The organism is Tenacibaculum sp. IB213877, from assembly GCF_034043975.1.
In the GTDB taxonomy this organism is placed as follows: Bacteria; Bacteroidota; Bacteroidia; order Flavobacteriales; family Flavobacteriaceae; genus Polaribacter.
In genome coordinates this window covers 1-914 of the sequence record NZ_JAXCHH010000033.1, presented here as the reverse complement: position 1 = coordinate 914, position 914 = coordinate 1, and the positions used below count along the sequence as shown (strand labels likewise).

Below are 914 nucleotides of genomic sequence, written 5' to 3'. Positions count from 1 at the left end.
GCCCCATCAATTCAGCCTAATTTCAGTGCAGTAGCAAGTGTTGATAACATTTGTTTTGGCAGCAGCACAGGTGAGATTCAGATAACCGAGGTAAACAATAGTATAAATCCATTAAGCTATACAATTAGCCCAGTAGCAGGAACGTTTAATGCAGCTACATTAACGTATACAGGTTTACCAGCAGGAGTTTATGATATTACAGGAGAAGGAACCAATGGATGTACAACCACAGTTCAAGTAACAATTAATGAGAATCCAGATATTGTATTAACGCCAAGTGTAACACCCTTTGGATGTACTACGAATAATGTAACGGACAATGCAATTGTAAGTGTATCAGCAGCAGGCGGATCTAGCACTTATGTACGTTACGTTTTTGTATACGATAATGGTACCCCAGGAGTTCCAGCAGATGATATTACTCAAGACAGTTCAAATACTAGTTTTGCTATAACCAATGAAGCAGGCGGAAGTGTTGATATTACGGTTTATGATGATAATGGATGTAGTCAAACAGCAACTCAAGCTGTAGCACCATTTAATGGATTAAGCAATGCAGATTATGTAGTAACAAAATCGGTAGATTGTAGAGCATTACCATTAGGAGGAGCTGATGTAAATATTACATTTGATTCTAGTGTAAGTGCTATCACAGCTGATGTAACAATTACGGGAAGCAGTACAGCGTATACAGATACACAAAGTGGAGTATCTCCAGTAAGTTTCACAGGAGTTCCAGCCGATACTTATACGGTAACAATTACGAATTCAACTACAGGATGTGTATTGACTACCAGTATTTTAGTAGAAGAAGCCCCAGTATTTAATTTAGATGTTAATAAGACCAATGATGTAGCGTGTGTAGGCAGTAATGAAGGCGCATTTGATTTTGATTTCAGTGTAAGTTCACCATA

Annotated in this window: 1 protein-coding gene; it reads left to right on the top strand. The window is 38.0% G+C overall.

Annotation, left to right across the window (positions count from 1 at the left end; all coding sequences use genetic code 11):
* The coding region (locus SLH33_RS12955; protein WP_320419537.1) for a hypothetical protein at window positions 1–914 on the top strand (914 nt) is incomplete at both ends.